This is a genomic window from Acidiluteibacter sp. (assembly GCF_055129545.1).
On the sequence record NZ_JBSRUB010000005.1, the window covers coordinates 21,196 to 44,145 of the forward strand.

General features: G+C 35.4%; 20 protein-coding genes. 8 read left to right on the forward strand and 12 right to left on the reverse strand.

The annotated features are described in order from the left end of the window. The first annotated feature begins 25 nt into the window (after positions 1 to 25). The gene (gene prmC / locus ACTB0X_RS01810) at positions 26 to 886 is read left to right on the forward strand and encodes a peptide chain release factor N(5)-glutamine methyltransferase (RefSeq protein WP_463023269.1); all 861 of its coding nucleotides are present in this window, start codon (positions 26 to 28) and stop codon (positions 884 to 886) included. A 1-nt stretch (position 887) separates the two neighbouring features. Here the strand turns inward: prmC and ACTB0X_RS01815 are convergent, their stop codons facing one another. Further along, on the reverse strand, positions 888 to 2,684 hold the full coding sequence (locus tag ACTB0X_RS01815; protein ID WP_463023270.1) for an ABC transporter ATP-binding protein: 1,797 nt from the start codon (positions 2,682 to 2,684) through the stop codon (positions 888 to 890). 208 nt (positions 2,685 to 2,892) lie between these two features. Here ACTB0X_RS01815 and rpmH point away from each other — a divergent pair, with 208 nt between their 5' ends. The 3 genes from rpmH to ACTB0X_RS01830 all read left to right on the forward strand — a co-directional run bounded on the left by rpmH (position 2,893) and on the right by ACTB0X_RS01830 (position 5,545). Next, entirely contained in the window at positions 2,893 to 3,051 is a 159-nt protein-coding gene (gene rpmH, locus ACTB0X_RS01820) for a 50S ribosomal protein L34 (protein WP_463023271.1), read from the forward strand. 82 nt (positions 3,052 to 3,133) lie between these two features. Beyond that, on the forward strand, positions 3,134 to 4,120 hold the full coding sequence (gene gap / locus ACTB0X_RS01825; RefSeq protein WP_463023272.1) for a type I glyceraldehyde-3-phosphate dehydrogenase: 987 nt from the start codon (positions 3,134 to 3,136) through the stop codon (positions 4,118 to 4,120). A gap of 273 nt (positions 4,121 to 4,393) precedes the next feature. Further along, the gene (locus ACTB0X_RS01830) at positions 4,394 to 5,545 is read left to right on the forward strand and encodes an ATP-binding protein (RefSeq protein ID WP_463023273.1); all 1,152 of its coding nucleotides are present in this window, start codon (positions 4,394 to 4,396) and stop codon (positions 5,543 to 5,545) included. Here ACTB0X_RS01830 and ACTB0X_RS01835 read toward each other — a convergent pair. From ACTB0X_RS01835 to lpxK, 6 genes are read right to left on the reverse strand one after another with little or no spacing between them, the layout of a single operon-like run. Next, on the reverse strand, positions 5,532 to 6,323 hold the full coding sequence (locus ACTB0X_RS01835; RefSeq protein WP_463023274.1) for a UDP-2,3-diacylglucosamine diphosphatase: 792 nt from the start codon (positions 6,321 to 6,323) through the stop codon (positions 5,532 to 5,534). The genes ACTB0X_RS01830 and ACTB0X_RS01835 overlap by 14 nt on opposite strands. Positions 6,324 to 6,329: 6 nt before the next feature. Beyond that, the gene (locus tag ACTB0X_RS01840) at positions 6,330 to 7,433 is read right to left on the reverse strand and encodes a redoxin domain-containing protein (protein WP_463023275.1); all 1,104 of its coding nucleotides are present in this window, start codon (positions 7,431 to 7,433) and stop codon (positions 6,330 to 6,332) included. Positions 7,434 to 7,439: 6 nt separating this feature from the next. Beyond that, positions 7,440 to 8,900 (reverse strand): Asp-tRNA(Asn)/Glu-tRNA(Gln) amidotransferase subunit GatB, encoded by a 1,461-nt coding sequence (gene gatB / locus ACTB0X_RS01845; protein WP_463023276.1) that lies wholly within the window; start codon positions 8,898 to 8,900, stop codon positions 7,440 to 7,442. Between the two features lie 54 nt (positions 8,901 to 8,954). After that, positions 8,955 to 10,325: a choice-of-anchor B family protein gene (locus ACTB0X_RS01850; RefSeq protein WP_463023277.1), complete on the reverse strand. Its 1,371-nt coding sequence runs from the start codon at positions 10,323 to 10,325 to the stop codon at positions 8,955 to 8,957. Continuing rightward, positions 10,315 to 11,139 (reverse strand): purine-nucleoside phosphorylase, encoded by an 825-nt coding sequence (locus ACTB0X_RS01855; RefSeq protein WP_463023278.1) that lies wholly within the window; start codon positions 11,137 to 11,139, stop codon positions 10,315 to 10,317. The genes ACTB0X_RS01850 and ACTB0X_RS01855 overlap by 11 nt, the downstream gene beginning before the upstream one ends. Then, positions 11,111 to 12,172 carry a tetraacyldisaccharide 4'-kinase gene (gene lpxK / locus ACTB0X_RS01860; RefSeq protein ID WP_463023279.1) on the reverse strand — a complete coding sequence of 354 codons (1,062 nt, stop codon included), beginning with the start codon at positions 12,170 to 12,172 and terminating at the stop codon, positions 11,111 to 11,113. The genes ACTB0X_RS01855 and lpxK overlap by 29 nt, the downstream gene beginning before the upstream one ends. A gap of 80 nt (positions 12,173 to 12,252) precedes the next feature. Between lpxK and ACTB0X_RS01865 the strand changes: the two genes are divergently transcribed. Beyond that, entirely contained in the window at positions 12,253 to 13,347 is a 1,095-nt protein-coding gene (locus tag ACTB0X_RS01865; RefSeq protein ID WP_463023280.1) for a Nif3-like dinuclear metal center hexameric protein, read from the forward strand. A 3-nt stretch (positions 13,348 to 13,350) separates the two neighbouring features. Next, the gene (locus ACTB0X_RS01870) at positions 13,351 to 14,157 is read left to right on the forward strand and encodes a zinc ribbon domain-containing protein (protein ID WP_463023281.1); all 807 of its coding nucleotides are present in this window, start codon (positions 13,351 to 13,353) and stop codon (positions 14,155 to 14,157) included. A 75-nt stretch (positions 14,158 to 14,232) separates the two neighbouring features. Here the strand turns inward: ACTB0X_RS01870 and ACTB0X_RS01875 are convergent, their stop codons facing one another. The 5 genes from ACTB0X_RS01875 to ACTB0X_RS01895 form a co-directional block, all read right to left on the reverse strand. Then, a complete protein-coding gene (locus tag ACTB0X_RS01875) occupies positions 14,233 to 16,110 on the reverse strand; it encodes a DUF5723 family protein (protein ID WP_463023282.1) in 1,878 nt (625 codons plus the stop codon). A gap of 1 nt (position 16,111) precedes the next feature. After that, entirely contained in the window at positions 16,112 to 17,707 is a 1,596-nt protein-coding gene (locus ACTB0X_RS01880) for a hypothetical protein (protein ID WP_463023283.1), read from the reverse strand. A 64-nt stretch (positions 17,708 to 17,771) separates the two neighbouring features. After that, positions 17,772 to 18,368, reverse strand: a complete 597-nt coding sequence (locus ACTB0X_RS01885; RefSeq protein ID WP_463023284.1) for a ribonuclease HII — start codon at positions 18,366 to 18,368, stop codon at positions 17,772 to 17,774. Continuing rightward, a complete protein-coding gene (locus ACTB0X_RS01890; protein ID WP_463023285.1) occupies positions 18,359 to 19,492 on the reverse strand; it encodes a glycosyltransferase family 4 protein in 1,134 nt (377 codons plus the stop codon). The genes ACTB0X_RS01885 and ACTB0X_RS01890 overlap by 10 nt, the downstream gene beginning before the upstream one ends. A 21-nt stretch (positions 19,493 to 19,513) precedes the next feature. After that, positions 19,514 to 20,326 (reverse strand): class I SAM-dependent methyltransferase, encoded by an 813-nt coding sequence (locus ACTB0X_RS01895; RefSeq protein WP_463023286.1) that lies wholly within the window; start codon positions 20,324 to 20,326, stop codon positions 19,514 to 19,516. A 101-nt stretch (positions 20,327 to 20,427) separates the two neighbouring features. On the opposite strand from ACTB0X_RS01895, the gene ACTB0X_RS01900 reads away from it, so the two are divergent. Together ACTB0X_RS01900 and ACTB0X_RS01905 are read left to right on the forward strand one after the other, a co-directional pair. Next, positions 20,428 to 21,915 (forward strand): oligosaccharide flippase family protein, encoded by a 1,488-nt coding sequence (locus ACTB0X_RS01900; protein WP_463023287.1) that lies wholly within the window; start codon positions 20,428 to 20,430, stop codon positions 21,913 to 21,915. A 42-nt stretch (positions 21,916 to 21,957) separates the two neighbouring features. Then, entirely contained in the window at positions 21,958 to 22,950 is a 993-nt protein-coding gene (locus ACTB0X_RS01905; protein ID WP_463023288.1) for a Wzz/FepE/Etk N-terminal domain-containing protein, read from the forward strand.

The following is a 22,950-nucleotide window of genomic DNA, read 5'->3' on the forward strand; positions in this document are numbered from 1 at the left end:
TTAGCAGCTCAAACCTCCTCCAATTGTGAAGATCGCAGACAATACCATACAAGCCGTTTCAACTTATGTCAAGCAGCAGCTTTGTCCAATCATGGATGATGCGGAGATCAGAGTGACTTATCGATTAATGATGGACCATTATTTTGGTTTTTCGGCAACAGATTTGGTGCTCAAGCGGGACCATCGGTTTACAGAATCTGAATTGGTGAAAATTATTCATTGTGTCAAGCGATTACTAAAGCACGAACCTTTTGCTCAAATAGTCGGAGAGACAGAATTTTTTGGATTGAAATTCTATGTCAATCAACATACGCTAATCCCACGACCGGAAACAGAAGAGTTGGTGGAATGGGTTTTGAATGATTGGCGTAATCAAACGCCAACTATTTTAGAGATTGGAACTGGTAGTGGTTGCATTCCAATTGCTTTGAAAAAGAATTTATCTAAGACGAGTATAACTTCTTATGACGTTTCAAAAGAAGCCCTTGAAATTGCATCAAAGAATGCTAAATTAAATCAAGTAACGGTTGATTTTCAAGAAGTAGATATCCTAAATACAGCCCTTGATCAAAATCAGCAATGGGATGTCATTGTGAGTAATCCACCATATATCGCACAGCAAGAAATGGAAAGTATGCATCAAAATGTGGTGGATTATGAACCGCATTTGGCATTGTTTGTCAGCGATGAGGATCCATTGATCTTTTACCGAAAAATAGCAGAAATCGGACTTCAGCAATTAGCAAAAGACGGAGCTATTTATGTCGAGATTAATCAATACTTAAGTCAGCGAACCATCGAGTTATTTCAAACAATCGGTTACAGCCAAGTTGAGTTGCGACAAGACATCAATGGTAATGACCGAATGATTAAAGCAGTGAAGTAGTTTATACTTCTAATTGCAGATTAGACAAGTTTTGATAGATTCCGTTCTCCATATTCGATAACTCTTGGTGGGTTCCTGATTCTACCAATTGACCTTCATTCATCACCAATATTTTATCTGCTTTTCGAATCGTACTCAAGCGGTGTGCAATAACAATAGAAGTTCGTCCTTTCATCAATGTTTCCAATGCTTCCTGTACTAGTTTCTCAGACTCAGAGTCCAATGCACTTGTAGCTTCATCAAGAATCAAGATAGAAGGGTTTTTCAAGATCGCTCTTGCAATGGCAATTCGCTGACGTTGTCCACCAGACAATTGAATTCCTCTTTCACCAACAATGGTTTCATACTTATCAGGAAATCCTTCTACAAATAAATGGGCATTGGCTTGTTTTGCTGCATCTATAATTTCTTCGTCTGTAGCTCCAATTTTTCCATAGCCAATGTTCTCCTTGATCGTTCCACCAAACAACAATACATCTTGCGGTACAATTGACATCTGAGAACGCAATTCAGACAGCGAAAAGTCCTGAATTGGCTTTCCGTCTATTGAAATAGTTCCTGAGTTTGGGTTGTAAAAGCGAAGTAAAAGATTGGTAATCGTAGATTTTCCTGCTCCTGAAGGTCCTACGATAGCGATTTGCTCACCACTGTTTGCAGAAAAGCTAACAGATTTTAATACCTGGATGTCTTTACGGCTAGGGTAGGCGAAACTTACGTTATCAAAAGATACGTTTCCATTTACTCTTTTCAAGGAAGTCAATTGTACATCTGAAATATCTTCTGGAGTTTCATCCAAGATTTCCATCAGGTTTTCAGTTGCACCGATGGCTTTTTGCAACTGAGAATAAAGATCTGCTATACCACCCATGGAAGCTCCAACAAAAACAGAGTATAAAATAAAGGTGAATAAATCACCAACACTCAGTCCATTTTGATTGACTAGAATGACGCCATACCAGATCACACCTACTATAGAGCCAAAAAGAGCGAAAATAATAAAGGAAGCAAAAGCTCCTCTCCATTTTGCACCTTTTAAGGAAATGCCTACTATTTCATTGGTCTTTTCGCTGTAACGCATGTTTTCGAAAAACTCATTGGCGAAGGCTTTTACTGTCGTAATTCCTTGCAAAGTTTCTTCTACAATGGTATTTGAATCAGCTACTTTAGATTGTGCTTCTTTCGACAATTTCTTAATGTGTTTTCCGAAGATGATGGCTATAACGATAACAACTGGAACCAAACAAAGCATCAATAATGTCAGTTTAACTGAGATGTAACTCAATAATGCAATTCCTATGATTATCGTAATTACTTGACGAATCAATTCAGCGATTGTCGTCGTTAATGTTTCTTGAAGTAGTGAAATGTCAGATGCGATGCGACTGTTTAGCTCTCCAACTCTGCGTTCAGAGAAGAAATGCATCGGCAATTTGATCAAATGATTGTAGGTGCTTTGTCTAAGGTCTGCTAATGTTTTCTGAGTAACGATAGCAAATAGGTAAATTCTGAAATAAGAAAAGACTGCATTTGCTGCAAAAACGCCTAAAAGTGCTAAAGCGATATTATTAATGTCCTTCAACATATCAGAATTAGCAGAGTCTACTAATTGACCGGTGAGGTATGGAAACACCATTGAAGTAACACTAGAAAGCAAAAGGAATACGAATCCAATCGCGAAGGTGCCTCTGTATGGCCTTACATACTTGAAAAGACGTAGCGATTTCTTTAAATCTTGCTTTGTTATTTTCTTTTTTGGAGTATCTGTTTGGTCGTGCTTCTTTCTTCTAAATCCAGCCATTACTTATATTTGCAGCAAAAGTAAGTATTATATAAATTTGCAGTCAATAGAATGGTAAAACAATTGGAAATTTTCCAAAAATATTTTCTATAAAGTTTTATTACTATTCAAAAAAGTAATACTTTTGCTCTCCGTTTGAGAAAAACCCTCGGCGGACTTTAATAAGGGGTGACCCGAAATATAGGACGCTACAAAATAAAACATAAAGATGAAAAGGACTTATCAGCCATCAAGAAGAAAAAGAAAGAACAAGCACGGATTCAGAAGCAGAATGGCATCTGCTAACGGTAGAAAAGTATTGGCTAGAAGAAGAGCTAAGGGAAGACATAACTTAACTGTTTCTAGCGAAAAAACATATAAAGATTAATTGAATGTTATTCAAGAATTAAAGGTCTCAGTGTTACTGAGACCTTTTTTTTGTGCTTAATTTTGATAAAAATGCAACTATAATGATACGATTAGCGATAAATGGGTTTGGTAGAATAGGTAGAATGGCAGCTCGTGTTGTTCAGCAACATGAAGGCATAGAGTTGGTCGCAATTAATGACTTGGCAGATGTTAAAACGTTGGGCCATTTATTTAAGTATGATTCAGTGCATGGTCGATTCAATGGAACTATTGGGACTGTAGAAGATGGACTTGTAATCAATGGTGCTAAGGTTAAATTGTTTTCTGAGAAATCACCGAAAGATCTGCCATGGAAAGAATTGAAAATTGATGTCGTAATTGAATCTACCGGGTTTTTTAGAAAACGAGAAGATGCCAATCAACACATAGAGGCAGGAGCAAAGAAGGTGATTATTTCTGCGCCAGCTAGTTCAGATGATGTTGCGACTGTTGTATTGGGAATTAATGATGAGATTATCACTGATCAAACTATATTTTCTAATGCTTCTTGTACGACCAATTCATTGGCCCCGCTAGTGAAGATTTTGGATGAGTTGTGTGAAATTGAAAGTGGTTACATTACAACGATCCATTCTTATACAGGAGATCAGCGTCTTCACGATGCTCCACATAAAGATTTAAGAAGAGCTAGAGCTGCTGCAGTTTCTATTGTGCCAACCACAACTGGTGCTGCTAAAGCGATAACAAAAATATTTCCAAAGTTAGATGGGCAGTTAGGTGGAGCAGGGATTAGGGTTCCTGTTCCTGATGGTTCATTGACTGATTTTACTTGTGTGGTTAAGGACCCTAAAAGTATTGAGGAGATCAATGCAGCTTTTAAAAAGGCTGCCGAAACCAATTTAAAAGGTATTTTAGAATACACGGAAGACCCAATAGTGTCTATTGATATTGTTGGGAGTCCTTTTTCTTGTGTATTTGATTCTCAATTAACTTCAGTTATCGGCAACTTAGTGAAAGTAGTCGGTTGGTACGACAATGAAATGGGCTATTCAAACAGAATTATCGAACTAGTTAAACGGATTGGATAGGCTAAATTTATACATTCTATTCAATGAATTAACGTTAATTACTTCAGTTGATTCAATGAATTAACGTTAATTGCTTCAGTTGGATTCCTGTGTAGGTCGTAAATTAATCTTCTTTCTTTGTCTCTTATTGCTAAAAATCAATTAATTAATTGTCTTTTTTAAAATTTCTATTCAATGAATTAACGTTAATTCCTTCAGTTCATTCAATGAATTAACGTTAATTCCTTCATTTGAATACGGAATTGGCGTATCTTTGAGGTAAATTGATGGAGTATGGCAGCAACAAAAGTTCAACGTGTTGTATTTGATGAAATGGTTCGTAAGATTCTTCCAAACAAAGTCCTTATTTTGTTTGGAGCGAGACGAGTAGGAAAAACAGAACTAGTTAGGTCTTACCTGAAGACACAACCCAAAGAAAGTTATTTATTATTGAACGGAGAAGACCAAACCTCTCTTGATTTATTGGAGGTCAGGTCTGTAGCGAATTACAAACGATTATTAGGAAATTGCACATTGTTGGCAATTGATGAAGCGCAACACATTCCTGATATTGGTATGAAATTAAAGTTGATGGTAGATGAAATTGAAGGTCTCCGGGTGGTAGTGACTGGATCTTCAGTTTTTGATTTAAGCAATACATTGGGTGAGCCATTGGTTGGTCGATCCAATATTATTCAACTTTTCCCATTGGCACAGATGGAATATGGGAAGTCCGAGAATTTATTAGAGACAAAAGAAAATTTAGGAGATCGGTTGATCTTTGGAGGTTATCCCGAACTGGCACATTTGTCAAATAATAATGACAAGATAACCTATTTAGAAGGCATCGTAAATTCGTATTTACTGAAAGATATTTTGGCTTACGACGGCATTAAAAAGTCGGATAAGATTTTAGATCTACTGCGCTTATTGGCTTTTCAAGTTGGAAAAGAAGTGAGTGTGGACGAATTGTCTAAAGGGTTAAAAGGAATTTCTAGAAATACAGTGGAGAGCTATCTAGATTTGCTTTCGAAGGTATTTATCATCTATAAAGTTGGTGGTTACAGTGGTAATCTGAGAAAAGAAGTTACCAAATCAAACCGATGGTATTTTGTAGACAATGGAATTCGAAATGCAATTATTCGAAATTTTAATCCATTAAATCTCCGAATGGATACAGGCGAATTGTGGGAAAATTACTTAATGGCTGAGCGAATTAAGTTCAATAGTTATACTAACAAAAGGAGTAATATTTATTTCTGGAGAACGTATGATCAGCAAGAAATAGATTTAGTAGAAGAGACTGGAGATGCGTTGAGCGGGTATGAATTTAAATGGAGTCCAACGAAGAAAGTAAAGGCTCCTGGAGCATGGACGAAAAATTATACTTCGGCTACATTTGAGGTGATTTCTCAAGAAAATTACTTGGATTTTATTGGGGCATAGCCTTTTTTGGCTCACCGTATGATTTCAATTCAAATTGATTGCCATCAAAAACACCATAAGAGTTGAAGTTTATCCATTCACCTAGATTGATGTATCTGCTATTCTCACCAACTTTAAGATCAAGCGGTAAATGACGATGTCCAAAAATGAAATAATCAATGTGTTCTTTTTGAAGGTATTCTTTGCTGTAAATGGCTAGCCATTCATTTTCTTCACCGAGGTAGATTTCATCTGTTTCCCGATTGGCATTTCTACTCTTCTGCGACCAAAAATTAGCCATTCCTATTCCTAAGTTGGGATGAATTCGAGCGAATAGCCACTGGCAAACAGGATTAGCAAATACTTTTTTGATGAATTTATAACCATGGTCTCCTGGGCCTAATCCATCACCATGACCGATTAGAAACTCTTTGCCATTAATGGTTCTCCGAATAGAATCACGATGCAGGGTGACACCAATTTCCTTTGGCAGGTAATCAAACATCCACATGTCGTGGTTACCAATAAAAAGGGTGATTGGAATACCACTGTCTACTATTTCAGCCATCTTTCCCTGTAAACGAATGAAGCCTTTAGGGATGCTGTGTTTGTATTCAAACCAAAAGTCGAATAAATCACCGACTAAAAAGATTTCCTGTGCATCAACTTTTACTTCATCTAGCCATTTTACAATCAGCTTTTCACGCTTCAAGCTTTCTTCAGCATTTGGAGCTCCTAAGTGAAAGTCTGAGGCGAAATAAAGTTTTTTGCCAGGTGGTAAAATAGCCGATGATGTCAATAGGAACTAGTTAAAGATTTCTGCTAATTTACGTCCTAAAGCTGGCCCGCGTAAATTTTTAGCTATAATTTTTCCCTCTTTATCAATTAGAATAGAAAAAGGAATGCCTTCAATTCCAAATTGAGGAACAACTTCAGAATTCCAAAAGCTTAAATCACTTACATGAGACCAATCTAATTTGTCGGATGCGATTGCATCAGTCCAAGCTTGTTTTTCTCGGTCTAAAGAAACACCATATACTGTAAATCCTTGAGATTTATATTTGTTGTATTCTGCTACAATGTTTGGGTTTTCAATTCGACAAGGCTTGCACCAAGAAGCCCAAAAGTCAACTAATACATATTTTCCACGTAAAGAAGATAGTGCAATGTTGCTACCATTCGGACTAGGTAAATTTATTTCAGAAATTTGAGAACCTACCTTAAGTTTCGACAATTCATTAATCCGGTTTGCAAAAGCAATGTAAGTGCTATTTTGAGGGTATTTTGCCGATAAGCCATCTTTTACTTTAATATAATAATCGATTGCTTCATCTTTATCCAGCTGTTCTACAATTGCCATTGCTGCATAGCTATCAGAATGATTATCCAAAAAACCTCTTACAAAGGCAGCTTTTTCAACTTCAGAATTTAAGTATACAGTCCTGAATTCTTGAATGATGGAATCTTTGTTTGGGTGGTTTTGATACTGAGAAAATGCTTTATTTAAACTGTCTTGAAAAGTGTAAAACTTAACAAGTCCATTATTGAATTCATGCAGAATAACAGCATCTTCTGATCCTGTTATCGTATAATCTCTATAATTGTTAGCATCCAGATTGATTTCTACGCTTTCGTCGGGCGAGCTTACAAAAAATACAAATCCTTGGTTGTTGAAATTTAGTCGATAAAACGATTTTTCATCAATGCTACCATCAAAGGAGAAATTTCCTTCAGGATCAACTGTTGAGGTATCTATAGGTGTTACTTTGCCCTCTGCTAACTTTTCTAAAATAACTTGAGGGTTATTGTAGTTTTTAATATTAGCTTGAACATCATTGGTTTGTTGTCCTTCCGTATTGCATGAAGCCAACAACATAATTCCGATACATCCTGTAAGAATTGTTTTCATAGTTCTTTATTTCTCTAATTCTTCTCTTAATATTTGACTGGTCATTTTAGGATCCGCTTTTCCTTGCGAAAGTTTCATGACTTCACCCATAAACAGACCCAACAAGTTTTTGTTGCCACTTTTATATGCGGTAACCTTATCAGGATATTTGGCAATTGCTGCTGAAATATATTCTGAAATAGAGGAGCTATCAGATTCCTGAATCCAATTGTTCGCTTTTGCTATTTCTTCAGCTGTTCTATCTGGATTTTCAAGCATCGCTGGAAAAACCTTTTGAGCACCAATAGAATTGTTGATTTTATTTGAATCAATTAAATCAATCAAACCTGCTATCTTTTTTGGCTCAATCGGGAATTGATTGATGAGCATAGCATGTTCATTCAAATGAGATTTAATGCTTCCCATTAGCCAGTTGGCAGCTGATTTGTAATTTTTTGTATGCTTTATTATTTCCTCATAATACAGAGCGATCGACTTGTCTTCAGTTAGAAGCTCAGCATCATAAGTAGATAATGATAGTTCGTTAGTGTATTTCTGAATCAATTCAGCAGGCAGCTTAGGTAGCATTTTCTTTACATCTTCTATGTATCCTTGTTCCACATAAACAGCCTGTAAATCTGGTTCTGGGAAGTAACGATAATCGTGTGCCATTTCCTTGCTTCGCATGACAGCCGTTTTGCCTGTCACTGCATCAAAATTCATTGTTTGTTGGGTTATTTCTTCGCCTGCTTCTACCGCTTCTATTTGTCTTTTAATTTCATAACTGATCGCTCTGAATACATTGCGGATAGAGTTTAGGTTTTTTGTTTCAGTTCGTTGCCCAAAGTCTTTAGCTCCTTTTAAACGTACAGAAACGTTGGCATCACATCGCATACTTCCTTCTTCCATGTTGCCATCACAAATTTCTAAGTAACGAACAAGCTTTCGAACCTCAGTCAGGTAATTATATGCTTCTTGAGGGGTTCTTAAATCAGGTTCACTCACAATTTCTAGTAAAGGAACACCTGCACGATTTAAATCAATTAGTGTTTTAAAAGGATCCATATCATGATTCGATTTTCCTGAATCTTCTTCCATATGGATTCTTGTCAGTCCAATGCGCTTTTCATTTCCAGCATCGTCTTTAATGAGAATTTGTCCACCTGTACAAATAGGTGTTTTATCTTGGGTGATTTGATATCCTTTTGGTAAATCAGCATAGAAATAATTCTTTCTAGCGAATTGATTTTCATACGTAATGTCGCAGCCACAAGCCAAACCAATCTTAACACCGAACTCCATAGCACGAGTATTAAAGGTAGGCAAAGTGCCAGGGTGACCTAATGAAATAGGACTAATGTTGGTATTTGGGGCTAACCCAAATTCTGTAGAATCTGAACAGTACATTTTGCTTTCAGTCATCAACTGAGCATGTACTTCGAGACCAATTACTGCCTCGTATTTGTCGTAAATCGTTTCCTTTTCCATCGTGGGCAAAATTAGCAAAAAAATCACCCAAATAGACTCTGGAAAGACTCGCTGTTAGTTGCTTTTAACTATTTTTAAATGAGTTGTTTCGTTTTCGTTTATAAGTTTCAACAGATAGAGTCCGTTCTGGATTGTTGCATCTAAATCAATCGTATTCTGATTAGCACTTGTTCTTCCTGAACGAATTATATTTCCTTTCATATCGAGCAACTGGTATTGAAAATTACTATTTGTCGCATCTTCAAAATGAATTTTAATCTGATCGGTTACAGGGTTTGGATAAACACTAACTTCATCATTCAAGCCTAATTTATTCACATTAGTAATTCCTGTAATTGCACTTACGTCAAAAACGAAAAGCCCTTCTTGCATATCAGAAACAATTACTCTACCCGAAGGTAAGAATGGATAAACTCCCCAAGCCCCTTTAAAGCCTGACGCGTTAGGACCTAGATAGGTGTCGTAAAACCCCGCTTCTGTTATGTTACTAGGGTCTGAAGTGTTATAAACTCTAAGTCCATCATAATAATGAGAAACATATATATAATCGCCTTTAGAAATTAAGTTGTGCGGTATTGAGGTATTGGAATAAGTGCTCCCAAATAAATCAGTCACATTTATATTCGTCATAATTGAAACATCAGTAGCTTTCATTTGCATGCCATGTGTCTCGTCTGCAAAGTAGTAATTCTTGCCATTGTCATCTAGCCAGCCGCTGTGGTTGTATCCCTTATCCGGATAACTAGCTAAGGAGCCTAAGAAAGCAGGGTTGCTAACATTGGTAGTCTTGTAAATTATTAAACCTCTTCCTTCGTCATTGAGGTATGCGGTGTCATTCTGAACAAATACATCATGTGGAGTGTGTTGGATTTGACCCAAATAGGTTGGCGAAATAGGGTTAGCCAAACTATAGACAGCTAATTCTCCATTTAAGGAAGATCCTTGTTTTCTGGCATAACAAACATAGAGTTTCGCAAGAGCTGTATCTATGTATATGTTGTGCGAATTGGTAAATAGGTTGTTGGAATCATATACTTTATGCACAGAATCTGGCAAGAAACTCATGTCAAATATTTGCAATGTACTATTCTGGCTCTCATCACAAACGGCATAAAGGTAATTTCTATAGTTATGGTAATCTCGATGAATAACAAAACTACCTGAAGCAGCTCCTGCCTCAAAATCTACTTCAACCGGATTCTTCGGATCAGTAACATCAACAAAATGAGTTCCCAATACAGAACCCATGATTGCATACTCTCTTCCGTTGAGGGCATGCCCCCAAATTTCATTATAGGTATTGAACGAATTGTCATTCAATAATGCAGGTGATTCCCAATTAGACTCCAATGTTATGTTAGAGCTGATTTGCGAAAATCCGACTGTGCTTAAAATTAATCCGAGAGCAAGTAGTTTACTTTTCATTTCCTATCCGTTTAATTAATTCTTTAAATAACAAATTCATTTTAGGGCCAGCTTGTTTGGCAATTTCTTGAACTTCTTCATGGCTAATCTCCACTATTTTACCTTCGACACCTAAGTCTGATACAATAGAGACACCAAAAACCTTCATTCCGCTGTGCACGGCTACAATAGTTTCTGCTGTTGTTGACATGCCCACTGCGTCCGCTCCAATTATCCGAAGATACTTATATTCTGCCTTAGTTTCATATGTTGGCCCTTGTACACCAGCATAGACGCCATATTTTAGCTCAAGGTTATGTTTTTGATTAATTTCTTTCGACCAATCAACAAATTTTGAAGAATAAGGTTCGCTCATGTCAGGGAAACGAGGACCTAATTCATCAATGTTGATTCCTCTCAAAGGATTGTCAGGAAATAAATGAATGTGATCTGTTAAAACCATCAAATCACCTATTCGTTGTTCAGGATTTAATCCACCACTTGCATTTGACAGCAAAAGGTTATGAATTCCCAATGCTTTAAAAACTCGGATCGGAAACGTTGTTTCTTGCAACGTGTATCCTTCATAATAGTGGAACCTACCTTGCAAAGCAATTACTGAAATGCCATCAACTACACCTATTAAAAGTTGACCTTTATGGCCTTCTACGGTGCTTTTTGGAAAGTGAGGGATGTCGCTGTATGGAATTGCTACAGCATTTTTTATTTCTTTTTCAAAGTCTCCTAGTCCTGATCCTAACACGATAGCGATGATAGGTTGGTCTGAAAGTTTTTGTTTGATAAAGTTAGCTGCGTCTTGAATTTGCTTTAACATAGGTATTGATTTGATCGATTAGTTCACTTCCATGGTTGAGATGGAATTTTATTTTTATTGGAATATAAAATATAGGTAAATCTCTGCAAGCTTCTTTATCAATTCGCATCGCATCCTTTTCTGTCGTAATTAGTATTTTGGTCGTTGGCAATAATTCATCAAACTTAGATTTTATCTTCTTTATATCGGAAGAGTTAAAATAATGATGGTCCGGAAATTTAATGCTATTGACCTCCTTGGCATATCGTTTTACGTAAAATTTGAGAGCTTCAGGATTAGCTATCGCACTTAAAATTGTTATCGCATAATCTTCCATTTTAACTTTGCCAATTGATTGGGCGGACTCAGTTAAAGCTATTGGTTTGCTATAGCTAATGTATGAAAAGTATATTTCTTGATAGGGTTTAGGGTTTATCTCCGCCTTTACCCTTCTAATATCTAGAGGAGATAGAACAGTAGGGCATTTGGTAACAATTATTATGTTAGCACGATTGTATCCCGACCTAGATTCTCTCAAATTTCCCACTGGAAGAATGTAATCCTTAAAAAATGGATTGGAATATTCAGTAAGTAAAATATTAATTGAACGACCAATTTTTCGATGCTGGTAGGCATCATCTAATAAAACCATCTCTAAATCAGGATGTTCTTTTAAAAGTTGTTTCACGCCGTTTACACGATTAGAATCTACAGCTACCTGTATCTTGGGGAACTTAGATTGAAATTGTTTGGGTTCATCACCAATGTCCTCTGATGTATGAGAGTCATCAGCCAATATAAATTGATTGGTCTTTCGTTTATATCCGCGACTTAGTGTAGCTAATTTGTATTGATTGGATAAATTTGAAATTAGAAATTCAATGTGTGGTGTTTTTCCTGTGCCACCTGTGCTTAAATTGCCAACGGAGATGATAGGAATCTCAAATGATTTAGATTTAAGAATGTTAAGGTTGTATAGGTTATTTCTGAGCCCTGTAATTAGGCCATAAATGAACGAAAAAGGGAAAAGAAACAGTCGAAGAAATTTAATCAAGCTATTTTTGAGTTTAATTTACGACAAATTTAATAATTTAATAGGTCCTTCATTGGATAGATGTTTAAAGAATATAATTTATGAAGATTAAAGAGATTATTGCTCATTTAGAAGATTTTGCCAGTCCTGTTTATCAAGAAAGTTACGACAATTGTACTTTGATAGTTGGCGATGATGAACGTGAGGCAACATCAGCTTTGATTACTTTGGATTGTACTGAGGATGTAGTAGACGAAGCAATTAAGGCTGGGTGTAATTTAATAATTGCCCATCATCCCATTGTTTTTAAGGGAATGAAAAGTTTGATTGGAAAAAATTATATTGAACGAACAGTTTTAAAAGCCATAAAAAATGACATAGCGCTGTATGCCATTCACACTAATTTGGATAATGTAAAAGGAGGCGTGAATTATAAGATTGTTGAACGATTGAACCTCAAAAACGTTCAAATATTGGCTCCTAAACATGGTTTTTTGAAAAAGTTAATCACTTATTTACCTATTGAATCAGTTGAGAAAGTGAAGTCAGCACTTTTTGCAGCGGGAGCAGGAAATATTGGTAACTATGACAGTTGCTCATTTGTTTCAGAAGGTACAGGCAGTTATCGTGGGAATTCAAATGCCAATCCAACATTAGGAAAAGTAGGAGAGTTGCATTTAGAAAAAGAACATCGTTTGGAAGTGATTTTCAGTTTAGCGGATGAATCTCGATTAATTTCAGCATTAAAGGCAAGTCATCCTTATGAAGAAGTGGCTTATGATATTTTGTTGTTACAGAATAGCCATCAAGAAATTGGGAGTGGAATTATAGGAGAATTAGAATTGCCTATTGATTCAATGACCTTTTTAAAGGGGCTTAAAAAGCAATTAAATACGGATTGTGTCCGACATACTAAAGTAGTTGCAGAAACAGTAAAGAGAATTGCTGTTTGCGGTGGTTCGGGTTCCTTTTTATTAAAGAATGCGATTGCAGCGGGTGCTGACGTATTTATTACAGGAGATTTTAAGTACCATGAATTTTTTGATGCTGAGAATAAACTGATCATAGCAGATGTAGGGCATTATGAAAGTGAACAATTCACGAAAATTTTAATTAAAGAAATTCTTCATAAAAAAATACCTAATTTTGCCACTCATTTATCTCAAGTAATTACCAATCCAATTAATTACCTTTAATCTATGGCGAGTAAAGCTTCTTCAAAAGACGTAAAAACAGTAGAAGAAAAACTACAGGCACTTTATAACCTTCAAGAAATTGATTCTAAAATTGATAAGATTAGAACAGTTCGAGGTGAATTACCATTAGAAGTTCAAGATTTAGAAGACGAAATAGAAGGTCTTCAAACTAGAATTTCTAAGTACGACGACGAAATCAATACACTAGAAGCTGATATTTCAGCTAAGAAAAACGCGATGTCTGCTTCAAAAGATGCTATAAAAAAGTATACTGAACAGCAAAATAACGTTAGAAATAACAGAGAGTATGATTCTTTGACAAAAGAAATTGAATTCCAAAATTTAGAAATTCAATTGGCTGAGAAGAGAATTAAAGAGTATAAAGTCAAAATTGATGACAAAAAAGTAATCAACAATGAGGCTAAAGAAACTCTAGAGTCTCGTCAAAAAGAGTTGACCCATAAAAAAGGTGAGCTTGATGAAATTGTTTCAGAAACTCAAAAGGAAGAAACAGATTTACAGAAACAATCTGAAAAAGCAATGGAGTCTATCGATGATAGATTATTGACTGCTTATACAAGAATTAGAACCAACGCTAGAAATGGTTTGGCAGTAGTGCCAGTTGAAAGAGATTCTTGTGGAGGTTGTTTTAATCAGATTCCACCACAACGACAATTGGATATTAAAACACACAAGAAAGTGATCGTTTGCGAGCACTGTGGAAGAGTTTTAGTTGATGCAGCTATTGCAGGAATTGAAGAAGTAGTAGAAGAGGCAAAACCAAAAAGAAGAGCAAGAGCAACAAAATAAGTCTCGTTCTAAACCATACAAAAAGAGCAGCTAAATTTATTTTAGCTGCTCTTTTTTTGATCAAATCTATTCTGACTATTCAGGAGTTGGTTCCTCAGAACCTTCGCCATTTTTCTCATTTATCTCCTCAGGTGAAGATGTGTTTTCATCTGAAGGTGTTTCCAATTCATCTGAAGGAATCTCTGCATTATTCGGAGTACTATTTTCCTCTTGCATGGCTTCTCCTTCCTCCAAAGGCAATGTCTCTTGCGTTTCAGAAGATGGTTCAATTATTTCTTCCCCACTATTTTCTTCAATTACTTCTTCATTTGATGGAGCCAAAGAATCATTCGCAGGCGAATCTGCCTCATTTAATAGAATATCTGTCTCTGAATTATTTGGAGTAATGCTCTCCTCTTGAATGGAGTCGCCATTTTCAGATGGCGTTGTTTGTTGTGGTTCAGGAATAGCCTCTTCTATAATGGAATCTGTTTGAGGAGTATTCTCCAGTTCTTCATTAATTGGCTGCTCTGCTTCTTTTGTTTTTGGAATGGACTCTTCAGCAGGTTGCTTGGGAGGAGTTAATTTTTCTTCTTCTATTGATTTTTCAGATTTCTTCTTTTCCTGTCGGGAAACATCATTTATTTTACCTTTTCCAAACACAAGGTTTATTCCGGCTCTTACTTGCATATGGCGTGCATTCTGAGGTTGAATAGCACCTAAAATATTATCGGCAACAACGTAAAGTTGAACAGGTCCAGGATGCACCATAATTCCACCACCAATATTGTTATAACTGTTATTAATTACAGTATAAGAAGCTGTTGCATGAAACCATTTATTGAATTTATGATTGTATGAAAGTGTCAAAGAAGGATTTAACTTTCCTTTAAAATATTCATTTTGAATCAATACTCCTGCTTTTCCTTTTTCGAAGAATTGGTAGGATCCTCCGATATATATTTGTGCGATTAGGTTAGACCTGTAAGCATCAGATTTTTCCTCCAGGCTAAAAGCCTCTCCCAATGAATCTAGCACACGTTCCAACGAAGAATTGTTGGAAGAGTCTACATTTTTCTTAAGTATAAAATCATCAATATCAATTCCACTAAAATCAAAAGTGCTTCCATCATTTACATAATTTTTCACTTCATTTTTCCAATTGATAAAACCTAAATCAACTATAGAGGCATTTAATTCGATTTTGTCATTGACTTTAAATGTGGCTCCTAGATCAATACCAAACCCATTATTCTTTCTATTCAATACATAATCCTGATCAACTTCAATACTATCATTTATTCCGGAAGAATTAATAATAACACTACCCGAAGCCCTCATTTCATAGGTCGTCGGGTCTGTAAATACTTCTACTTCAAATTTCTTAGAATCAATATTTTCCATGCCGTATAAGTACTTGAATCTAGCTCCTACCACTAACCGATCATCCAACAAGGATTGATTAAAAGCCACTCCATATTCTCTGAAATGGGTCATATTAATGCCCATTCCATCAAAATTAGCTGTATTGTCATCAAACCCTGCATTTCCCTGATCGATGAACTGCATGAAATCTTTAGGGTATAAAAATTTAAACCTGACCTTTTCACTCACATTAAAACTCAAAGAAGTACGATCGCCAATCCGAAAACCAAAGGAAAGTAGATCTGTTTGAGCAGCAAATGACATATAGTTAATTGGAGAAAGAGATGACACAAGGTTTGACATATTGAAAACCAGTGAATCATTATTTTTTTGGATCACATCTGACCATGCAAAGGAGCTGTTACTATACATCAAGTAGGTGGAAGATAATGCTGGCAAGCCAATAAAAAACTTTCCATTGAATTTCTTTGCAGGGTTCAAATAACTTGTTTGAGGCAAAGCATCCATGTAATAGGATGTAAACTCTTGCTGTGCTTTAAGAGTTATGAAAGCAACTGAAACTATAACAAATAGTATATATTTTCTCATATTAATCAAGTTCTATGTTAAATTTTGCTTTCAATCCTAACTTTACATCTAATCGGTAATAATCATAGAACCTTACTATTGATTGACCACTATTTGTAGTTGACATTTCTGCTTTTATAATAACTTTCTTACTCTTAAATATATTTTTCAATCCAAACTCATCGACCTTAGTGTCTATCGTTAAGTTGTTTGGAGAGATAGTTTTGCCATTATTGTCAATAGTTGAAGATTGAATGATTTGTTTAGAGCCATCAAACAGTGAATCTAACACGGCATAGTCTTCAGTTGTAAAATAGATTTGAAGATTTGCCTCAACGGGAAAAGAGTTCGTAATGTTTGTTCTGAAAATGGCAGATCTTACTAAATCTCCGGAGTCATCAAAATTAAAATCTAACGTATCCACTAATGCATATCTATCTACAGAGCCAACTAATGGTAATTCCATGTTAATTTTCACTTTAGCCTGATTGGTTGATTGTATAAAGTTCTGTTGTACATCCCCATTTGGATTAGTCTGCACAGAAATATCATATATAAAATCCTTGGGGAGGGAAGATATTACTGTTGGAATGTTGCTGTTGTTTTTGTCCAAAATAATGTCGGTAATCGCTGAATCACCCGGTTTTGTAGGTGCATTCACTGCAATGGGATTTTGTACCAATTGTAGTGGAACTATGCCGTTTGTTACCGTTGTTGCAACAAATCTTTGGAAGGTTAAATCTAAAGGAATTCCAAATTGATTGTTCGTTTGTATGGTTAGTCTTGGCTCTGCTATAAAAAAGGAACCACTTACTGCATTCTTAAATACGGATAAAAGCAATGTATCCTCAGGAAAGTTAACTGACTGCTGACCTGTATATCCATAAAACGAGTCGAACGCTAGGTTTTCAGTTTGTATGGTAATCCCTATACTATCACTAGAATTGATGGGTTGCCCTGAATAGTTTAAAGTAATTTCATAATCTACTGGGATATCATTGGTCGTGTTTTGGTCAGTTTCTATCTTAAAATTATCCAATGATATAGTACTGTTCGAATAAACCGGAATATTTCCATTGTAATCTAATGGAAGATTGAAACTAAGTGGTGTTCCATTTGCCTTAAAAGTTGGAAAAGTAATTTTTATATTTCCTCCATGTTGTATTGAAGAAACTAGTGAACACTTTAAAAGTCCTGATTTTATGATCATTGAATCTAACCTCGCGCCATTACCATTGTCAAATGGATACGTCGTGCTGTAATTTTTAGTGATCGTTCCTTGAATTGGTAAAGCAATTACTTCTACACCATTAAGGGTTATTTTATCTTTGAACTCTTGGTCTTGTAATTCAAACGCCTCTTTTGTATCAATGGTAAATGCATCACTATTGTATAGAATGGTAATGAGTCCATCTTGGTCGGTTTTCAAAATCTCTAGATCGTCTTCCGTAGCAAATAAATCTGCAGGGCTAAGTGAAGAATTTATAAGTGGAATAGCCAACTCAGGATCAATCGGTTCAAGTTTTAATTTATCGAAATCGAAATAATCCTCTGTACAAGAATTTATTGAAATAGCAATCAGGCCGTATACTATTATCTTGGGTATTTTTAATTTCATAACGTATCTATTGAACTAGAAGTGAAAAGCTAAGATAGAAGCTTTTTTTTAAATTCCAATAAGGTTAATGCCCTTTTTTTGTCGATAAAAGGGTGAAAGATTGTCGATGAAATTTACAAGAGCCAATTTTTTTAATTGCTTCTCTATGTTTTATAGTAGGGTAACCTTGATTTTTGTCCCAAGAGTATTCAGGGTGCTCTAAATGAATCTCTTGCATATATTCATCTCGATGTGTCTTCGCCAAAATAGAAGCGGCTGCAATTGGTGCAAATTTAGAATCTCCTTTGATGATGCATCGATGCACAATTCCCAAATATGGATTGAATCTATTGCCGTCAATTAATAATAACTCAGGTTTTGTAGAAAGTTGATCGATAGCTCGGTGCATAGCCAAAAAAGAAGCGTTTAGAATATTTATCTCATCTATTTCTTTTTCAGTAACAATGCCTACAGCCCAAGCAATTGCTTCTTTTTCAATGACAATTCTTAATTGATCTCTATTTTTTTTTGATAGTTTTTTAGAGTCGTTGAGCAATTCGTTATTGAATGTTTTAGGTAGAATTACTGCTGCGGCGTATACAGGTCCTGCAAGGCATCCTCTACCGGCTTCATCACATCCGGCTTCTATGTATTTTGAATTAAAATGCAATGCTAATGCCATTGTTCTAGTGTTTTTTCAACGCTCTTCCACAATAGATTAGCTGTTCTTTCCCAAGAAAATTCTTTCGCCTGATTCAATCCTTTTTCTTTTAATTGAGCTTCTAAATTGGGTTCACTGTATAATTGAATCATTCTATCGGCAATGTCTTCAGCAGAAAAAGGATCAGCCAATAATGCAGCGCCGTTGGCCACTTCTGGCATTGATGAGGTATTGGATGTAATCACCGGAACGTTACATTGCATTGCTTCAATAATCGGCACACCGAAACCTTCAAATTGGGGAACATAGCTCAAGCAAAAGGCAGCACCAACTAACGCTGGAAGTTTCTTGCTTTTTACTCGTCCCAAAAATACAATGTCTTTTTTATGGGTAAGCGATTGATAAGTTTCTTCGAGTTGATTTGGCCACCATTTTCGATTGCCGCCAATCAATAATTTTAAATCAGCACCTGTTTTTTGTTTGAAAATTTCGAATGCTAAAAAGAGGTTTTCTAAATTTTTTCTTGGGTGCAGTGTTCCAACAAATAGAAAGTAAGATTTCCCATCACTGAAATCTCTTTTTGCAAGGGCTTTTTCATCTTCATTCAATGGAACAAAACTTTCGTTCGCTCCATTATATACCACATCAATTTTTTCAGGGTTCTGTTGGTACTGTTTTATTATATCTTGCTTAGAAAATTCAGAAACAGTCGCTATTCGTGTCGCTCGATTGGCAAATTTTGGAAAATATTTTAATAAATAATTTCGCTGAATAGGGATTATGTTTTCAGGAAAATGTTCAAAATTAAGGTCATGAATTACTCCTAACATAGGAATGTTCTTCATAGGCGGAAGCCAACCTTCAGTACTAATCAATAATTCTGCACCAATTTTGTTCACTTTCCTTTTTAAAGCATACTCAAACCAATAAATCCATAAATAGGGATGTCGAGCTTGAGGACTTAGCACATGAGCAATTACATTTGACCCAAAAATAAATTGCGAATCAATTTTTCTGTCAAAAATAAAATGAAACTCGTGCTCAGGGTGTTGCTGTGTGATTCGCTTTAGCGTTTCAAAAGTAAACCAACCAATACCGTCCATTTTTCTGGGAACTAATAGACGTGTATTTACAGCTATCTTCATGTTTTTTTGTAAAAGAGAAAGTTACTTCTTATTCACCATAAAATTGATTCCAAAGAAAAAATACTCTTTTAAGAAAGGGCTCTTTTTCCAGATTTGTTGCTCTTTTGCAATCGCGTCTGCAGGTTTATTGGCCGGAAAGTTAAATGGTAAATAGTACCTGATGTATTGAACTGAAGACCCATCAATTGTTAAGTTTTGCTTGCTAAAAGCGTTCCGCCATTCCTTTAAACTTTTGATGTTTTCATTGCCCAGCAAGATGTTTTTCTTCAGTGTGTCATCATATATTTCAATGATTTTTTTATTGCCTCTTTGCAGGAATAGTTTGGCATTTTGAATGATGTTATTCCCATTCTCTTCTATAATCAGCAATTTTCCGTTAGGTCGTAATACTTGATTTAGGATTTTGATGGCATCATCCAAAGGTTCCAAATGGTGCATGGTGTCTTGGATAATGATTAAATCTTTAGATTCGCTTTCGAATTTGTGGTCAAAAAGATTTTCATAGGAATACGTGAATTTAGAAACATCACCATATTGTGACCAATATTCCATCCTCTTTGGCAGCAATTTATAATAATGCTCCAATGTAGTGCCATGAACGGAAAACCCATTGATGGATAAAAAAATATCAGTAGTTCCAAAGCCACAACCTAAATCTAAAATGTCAAGCTTTGGATCGTTGATATGGTCTATAATGTATTGAAGTCGCTGACAGAAATATGCTTTTCTGTATTCGAATCGTTCAGGTTTATCTAGAAATTTATAGTAATAATGCAGGTCTTTGTTTTGCTCCAATTCTTTCAAGAAAATAGAGAAAAACTGTTCGACTGTCATTTTTAGTTCCATATTGGTTGGCTTTCAATAAAGCCTGCAAATATATCAATTCCTTTTAGAGTTGTTTGATGTATTTTCATCAATTTATAGAGACCAAAAGAATGGGTTTGCTTACTATTGTATTTGATTTACCATCATTACAAATGCAGCGGAAGTTTTTAATTAATCTCCTATTCTTACTTTTTCTCAATCTGCTCATCAAACCTTTTTGGATTTTTGGCATCGATCGAACGGTTCAAAACACGTTAGGTGCTGAAGAATATGGTATTTATTATGCACTTTTCGGTTTCTCAATTTTACTTAACATCATTCTCGATGTTGGAATTACTAATTACAACAACCGAAATATAGCGCAGCACAATCACATGCTAGGACGTTACTTTTCGTCCATTGTTATGTTAAAACTCCTTCTTGGAGTTGCTTATTTGATCGCAACTTTGGTATTTGCCTTTCTTTTCGACTATCAAGGAAAAGAGTTAGTTCTGTTATTGGTATTGTGTTTGAACCAGTTTTTGGTATCCTTTTTATTGTACTTAAGATCAAATATCGCAGGGCTGCAACTATTTAAGTGGGATAGTTTTTTGTCGGTGTTGGACCGAATTACCATGATTGCGGTATGCGGAACAATGTTATGGGGAATTAGTGATTTTAAATTTACTATTAATCACTTTGTTTGGTCACAAACTTTCGCATATGTTTTAAGTTGTATAGTTGCGATACTAATTCTCGGAAATCGCATAAATACTTTTAAACTAGCGCTTAATATTCCCCTTTTAAGGGTCATTTTTAAACAAAGTATGCCCTTTGCATTACTCGTTTTGTTGATGGCTTTTTATTATAGAGTAGATTCTGTGATGATTGAACGATTGTTGCCCAACGGCAGGGAACAAGCGGGTATTTATGCTCAAGCATATCGTTTACTGGAGGCTTCCGCTAGTTTTGGTTATTTGTTTGCTGGTTTATTGCTACCGATGTTTTCTAAAATGATTTCAACGAAAGAGTCGCCAAGTGAACTGATCAAATTGTCATTTAATTTAATATTCATCCCAGCAATTACTTTATTTGGAGTCTGTTTTTTCTATGCCACGGAAATTATGGAATTGTTATACGTTGAAAATACGATTGAATCTGCCAAAGTGCTTCAAGTATTGATGTTGAATTTTGTCGCTATTGCTTCAACCTATATCTTCGGTACATTTTTAACTGCCAATGGTAGTCTAAAGGCATTGAATGGAATTGCAATTGTTGGGTTGCTCATTAATTTGATATTGAACTATATTTTAATACCAAAATATGCATCTTATGGGGCAGCCGTTGCAACCCTTATTACCCAAATATTCGTCATAGTGGCGCAAATTATTGTTGTTAAACGAATCTTAGAATGGAAAACTCATTTGAATTACGTGATTAGAATGGGTTTCTTTTTAATCTTATTTTTTGTTATAAGTTATTTTATATCAATTAGAACCTTAGATTGGATGTTGCAATCTATTTTAACCATTGCAATTGGAGGAACTTTGGCTTTATCTTTAAAGTTAATTGAACCACAAGCAATGTTGCAGATACTTAAAAATAAAGCAGGCAATTAGTCTGATCAATTTACTACTTTTGAACCTTTGAAATTTTTTTGAATGAAATCAGAAAATCCCTACGAATTAAAGCCTACGACAATGGTTCCATTGATCATTAAATGGAAGAAACTATTGATTACGGTTAGTGCATTAGCATTTCTTATCTCTATTATGGTTTCTTTTTTAATAGAGGAAAAATATGAGTCAAGTGTGATTTTATTTCCTGCTGCCACTACTAATATTTCCAAAACTCTTATCGCAGAAAGAGGATTCGACGATAAAAGTTTATTGGAGTTTGGTGAAGAAGAGCAAGCTGAACAAATGCTTCAGATTTTGAATTCTGATGAAATCAGAAACAGAATTATAGAGAAATATGATTTGTTGACCCACTATGAAATCGACCAAGTTCAGAAATACAAAATGACTGAACTATACAATGAGTATGAATCAAATATTACATTTAAACGGACTCCATTTATGTCAGTTGAAATAAGTGTATTGGATCGTAATCCAGAGATTGCTGCGAGTATAGCCAACGATATTTCTTCTTTATTGGATACTGCTATTAATATGATGCAGCACCAAGTGGCCAACCAGGCACTTAAAATTGTTGAAGAAGAGTACAATAGCTTTCAGTACGAATTGAATCAAATGTATCAGCGGATGGATGAATTGAGAGCGAAGGGGATTCAGGATTATTTTACCCAGGTTGAGGTGTTGAGTGAGCAACATGCCATTGCTTTGCAAAAGAACAACCAATCTGCAATGAAACAAATGCAGAATCAGTTGGATACTTTGGCTAAGTATGGTGGAGAATACTTAACAATGACCTTGGATCTAGAATTCAAGTTGAAACAACTCAATTTCTTAAAAACCAAATATCAAGAAGCAAAAGTAGATGCTACTCAAAATGTGGAGCATAAGTTTATTGTAAATAAAGCCTACAAGTCTGAAAAACCAGCTTACCCTGTAAAATGGTTAATTGTACTTGTCTCTACAATTGGAACATTCTTGTTCACTTTAATACTCATTACACTTTTCGATTTAAATTAA

Excerpts from the sequence above, each read along its gene's own strand:
- ACTB0X_RS01815 (WP_463023270.1), bottom strand. The coding sequence starts at position 2,684 with ATGGCTGGATTTAGAAGAAAGAAGCACGACCAAACAGATACTCCAAAA.
- rpmH (WP_463023271.1), top strand. The coding sequence starts at position 2,893 with ATGAAAAGGACTTATCAGCCATCAAGAAGAAAAAGAAAGAACAAGCAC.
- gap (WP_463023272.1), top strand. The coding sequence starts at position 3,134 with ATGATACGATTAGCGATAAATGGGTTTGGTAGAATAGGTAGAATGGCA.
- ACTB0X_RS01830 (WP_463023273.1), top strand. The coding sequence starts at position 4,394 with ATGGCAGCAACAAAAGTTCAACGTGTTGTATTTGATGAAATGGTTCGT.
- ACTB0X_RS01840 (WP_463023275.1), bottom strand. The coding sequence starts at position 7,433 with ATGAAAACAATTCTTACAGGATGTATCGGAATTATGTTGTTGGCTTCA.
- gatB (WP_463023276.1), bottom strand. The coding sequence starts at position 8,900 with ATGGAAAAGGAAACGATTTACGACAAATACGAGGCAGTAATTGGTCTC.
- ACTB0X_RS01850 (WP_463023277.1), bottom strand. The coding sequence starts at position 10,325 with ATGAAAAGTAAACTACTTGCTCTCGGATTAATTTTAAGCACAGTCGGA.
- ACTB0X_RS01855 (WP_463023278.1), bottom strand. The coding sequence starts at position 11,139 with ATGTTAAAGCAAATTCAAGACGCAGCTAACTTTATCAAACAAAAACTT.
- ACTB0X_RS01865 (WP_463023280.1), top strand. The coding sequence starts at position 12,253 with ATGAAGATTAAAGAGATTATTGCTCATTTAGAAGATTTTGCCAGTCCT.
- ACTB0X_RS01870 (WP_463023281.1), top strand. The coding sequence starts at position 13,351 with ATGGCGAGTAAAGCTTCTTCAAAAGACGTAAAAACAGTAGAAGAAAAA.
- ACTB0X_RS01875 (WP_463023282.1), bottom strand. The coding sequence starts at position 16,110 with ATGAGAAAATATATACTATTTGTTATAGTTTCAGTTGCTTTCATAACT.
- ACTB0X_RS01880 (WP_463023283.1), bottom strand. The coding sequence starts at position 17,707 with ATGAAATTAAAAATACCCAAGATAATAGTATACGGCCTGATTGCTATT.
- ACTB0X_RS01885 (WP_463023284.1), bottom strand. The coding sequence starts at position 18,368 with ATGGCATTAGCATTGCATTTTAATTCAAAATACATAGAAGCCGGATGT.
- ACTB0X_RS01890 (WP_463023285.1), bottom strand. The coding sequence starts at position 19,492 with ATGAAGATAGCTGTAAATACACGTCTATTAGTTCCCAGAAAAATGGAC.
- ACTB0X_RS01895 (WP_463023286.1), bottom strand. The coding sequence starts at position 20,326 with ATGACAGTCGAACAGTTTTTCTCTATTTTCTTGAAAGAATTGGAGCAA.
- ACTB0X_RS01900 (WP_463023287.1), top strand. The coding sequence starts at position 20,428 with ATGGGTTTGCTTACTATTGTATTTGATTTACCATCATTACAAATGCAG.
- ACTB0X_RS01905 (WP_463023288.1), top strand. The coding sequence starts at position 21,958 with ATGAAATCAGAAAATCCCTACGAATTAAAGCCTACGACAATGGTTCCA.